Here is a 3,426-nt window from a genome sequence, read left to right as displayed (position 1 = left end):
TCGCTGACCGTCGTCGAGACGTCGTCGAAGAGCCGCGTCACGCGGTCCGCCGTCGTGTACCGCGGCCAGCCCGGGTCCCCGGTGCTCACGAACCGGACCCAGGCCCCGAACATCTCCGTCGCCACCGCCTGCATCCGCTCCGCCGGGAACGGCCGGCCGGCGAAGAGGAACCGCCAGTTGCGGTTGCGGATGTCGTCGAACACCAGCGGCAGGTCGAGCCCGTGCGCCGCCCCGAGGCCGCGGCCGCGCGGGGCGATCCGCCAGTCGAGCCGGTACATCCAGGCGTCCGGCTGCTTCTCGGCGAAGCGGATCGCCGGGATCCACCAGTCCCCCGCCGTCAGCGCGCGGTTGCGGATCTGGTCCGGGGGCCAGTCGAATAGGGCGTTATACGCCGCGACGGCTTTCTCGACCGCGGGGGCGTCCAGCATCGTCGAGCCGACGCCCAGCAGCTTCGCGCCGCCCGATTGCAGCCAGCTGAACAGGTCCTCCTCGTCGGCCGTCGTCCCGATGAGCAGCGGGACCTCACGGGCGCCGTCGGACGGCCGGTGCGGGAGCAGCTCGTCGCCGACCACCACGCGGTAGGTCACCTTGGTGCCCGACGCCGCCGAAACCCGTTGCTGCGCCTCGAGGATCCGGGTCACCGGCAGCGTCGCCAAGTCATCCGGCGACGCGTTCAGCTCCGCCAGGACCGCCGCAGCGACCGCCGCGCCTTCGTCCGGCGTGTGGACGACCGAGCCGACGCCGGTGCCGCTCTGCACGATCGCCTGGTGGACGAGCCCGCGCGTGGCGGGCACGGCCAGCAGCGTCCCGACCGTGCGGCCGCCGTTGGACTGCCCGGCCAGCGTGACCCGGCCCGGGTCGCCGCCGAACGCGCCGATCTCGTCCCGCACCCATTCGAGCGCCGCGACCTGGTCGCGCAGGGACAGGTTCGAGTCGGCGACGCCGGGCAGGTGCAGCATCCCGAGCACGCCGAGCCGGTAGGCGACGGTCACCACCACCACGCCGGCGCGCGCGTACGCGGAGGCGTCGAACTGGTGCGGCCCGCCCAGCACGCCACCGCCGCCGTGGATCCACACGAGCACCGGGTACGAGCCGGGTGCCGCGGGCGCGTAAACATTCAGGTAGAGGCAGTCCTCGTCGCCGGTGAAGCCGCGCCCGGTCAGTTCGGGCTGCGGCGCGCGGGGTGCCCACTTCGTCGCGTCGCGTTCACCGGCCCAGTGCGGGACCGGCCGGGGCGCCCGGAACCGCAGCTCCCCCACCGGCGGCTCGGCGTACGGGACGCCGAGGAACGTCCGCACGCCGTCCCGTTCGGACCCGCGCAGGACACCGGCCGCGATCTCCGCTGTCGTCACGGGCCCAGCCTAAAAGCTTGCGCTGGAGTGCGCTCCAGCGTGTTGACTGAGCCCATGACCGCGTCCGAGAACAAGCAGCTCCTGAAGACGGCGTTCGACGCCTGGGCGACCGGCGACATCCGGCCGCTGCTCGCCGCGATGGCCGACGACGTCACCTGGACGGTCGGCGGGCACAACAGCTGGTCCGGCACCTTCCGCGGCAAGGACTCGGTCCGCCGCGACCTGCTCGGCCCGCTCGGCGCGCAGTTCGAGGGCACCTACACCAGCACCGCGAGCCGGTTCGTCGCCGAGGACGACGTCGTCGTGGTCGAAACGCAGGGCAGCGTCGCGACGAAGGCCGGGGCGCGCTACGACAACAAGTACTGCTTCGTCTTCCGCGTCGAGGACGGCCGGATCCGCGAGATCACCGAGTACATGGACACCCAGCTGGTCGCCGAAGTGCTTCCCGAGCTGGCCAGGTGACACCCGCCGCGGCGGGCGGGTAATGATTACCCCGTGCACATAGCGGCAGAGATAGTGGCGCTGGTCGTGACCGTCCTCGTCGTCAGCGCGGTGGCGCGGCGGCTGGACTGGTCCGCCCCGCTGTGCCTGATCGTCGTCGGCGTCGCCGGCTCGTACGTCCCCGGCGTGCCCGAGGTCCACCTCGACCCCGAGGTCGTCCTGCTCGGCCTGCTCCCCCCGCTGCTGTACTCGGCGGCCATCCAGACGTCGCTGGTCGACTTCCGGAAGAACCGCGGGGCGATCGGGCTGATGTCGGTCGGGCTCGTGGTGTTCACCGCGCTCGGCGTCGGCGTGGTCGCCTGGGCGGTGATTCCCGGGCTCCCGCTGGCCGGCGGCATCGCGCTCGGCGCCGTCGTCGCACCGCCGGACGCGGTCGCCGCCAGCGTCGTCGCCCGGCGGGTCGGCATGCCCCGCAAGCTGATCCGGCTCCTCGAAGGCGAGAGCCTGTTCAACGACGCCGCCGCGCTGGTCGCCCTCCGCACCGCCATCGCCGCGCTGGCCGGCTCGGTCAGCCTCTGGCAGGTCGGCGCCGACTTCTTCCGCGCGGCCATCGGCGGGGCCGTGGTCGGGCTGGTCGTCGGGTTCGCGGCCGCGTTCATCCGGGCCCGGCTGAACGAGCCGGTGCTCGACACCGCGCTGTCGTTCGCCGTCCCCTTCATCGCCTACATCCCGGCCGAGGCGATCCACGGCTCCGGCGTGCTCGCCGTCGTCATCGCCGGGCTCATCCTGGGGCACAAGGCACCGCAGATCCTCTCCGGCTCCACCCGGCTGGCGTCCCGGCTGAACTGGCAGACCATCCAGTTCCTGCTGGAGAACCTGGTCTTCCTGCTGATCGGCCTGCAGCTGCGGCGGATCCTCGCCGAGGTCGGTGAGAGCGGGCTGTCGCTGATGACGCTGACCTGGATCTGCGTCGCCGTGCTCGCCGCGACCATCCTCACCCGCGTGCTGTGGATGGCCGGGATCGGCACGGTGAAGCGCGTCGAACGGCGCCTGCTGCCGGGGAAGGTCAGGGCGAAGATCTGGCCGTGGCGCTACTCCGCCGTCATCGCCTGGGCCGGCATGCGCGGGGTGGTGACCCTCGCGGCCGCGTTCGTGCTGCCCGCGGACACCCCGCAGCGGGCCGTGCTGGTGCTCGCGGCGTTCGTCGTCGTGGCCGGCACGCTGGCCGTGCAGGGCATGACGCTGCCGCCGTTGATCCGGCGGCTGCGGCTGCCGCGGCCGGACCCCGCCGAGGACGCCCTGCAGGAGGCGGCCGTCCTGCACGACATGACCCGCGCGGCGCTGGCCAAGCTCGAGGAGATCCGGACCGACGACGACCCGCCGGAGATCATCCAGCGCCTGCGCGACCGGCTGCAGCACCGCGCCGACTCGGCGTGGGAGCAGCTCGGCCGGCAGAGCGCGCTGGCCGAGACGCCGAGCGACGCCTACCGGCGGCTGCGGCTGGAGCTCCTGGAGGTCGAGCGCGACCAGTTCCTCAAGGCCCGCGACAGCGGCAGCGCCGACGACGACGTCCTGCGCAAGGTCCTGGAGCGGCTCGACATCGAAGAGTCCATGCTCGACCGCGACGAGGCGG

General features: G+C 73.0%; 3 protein-coding genes. 2 read left to right on the top strand and 1 reads right to left on the bottom strand.

Annotated elements, in window-relative coordinates; translation table 11 throughout:
• On the bottom strand, positions 1 to 1,352 hold a 1,352-nt coding region (locus ACWDN5_RS46450), incomplete at its 3' end, for a carboxylesterase/lipase family protein (protein WP_449680761.1).
• A 54-nt stretch (positions 1,353 to 1,406) separates the two neighbouring features.
• Between ACWDN5_RS46450 and ACWDN5_RS46445 the strand changes: the two genes are divergently transcribed.
• Both ACWDN5_RS46445 and ACWDN5_RS46440 read left to right on the top strand, forming a co-directional pair.
• Positions 1,407 to 1,814 (top strand): nuclear transport factor 2 family protein, encoded by a 408-nt coding sequence (locus ACWDN5_RS46445; protein ID WP_310976653.1) that lies wholly within the window; start codon positions 1,407 to 1,409, stop codon positions 1,812 to 1,814.
• A gap of 33 nt (positions 1,815 to 1,847) precedes the next feature.
• On the top strand, positions 1,848 to 3,426 hold a 1,579-nt coding region (locus tag ACWDN5_RS46440), incomplete at its 3' end, for a Na+/H+ antiporter (RefSeq protein WP_449680760.1).

It is taken from the genome of Amycolatopsis sp. NPDC003731 (assembly GCF_053586895.1).
This window is presented reverse-complemented; position numbering and strand designations above follow the sequence as displayed.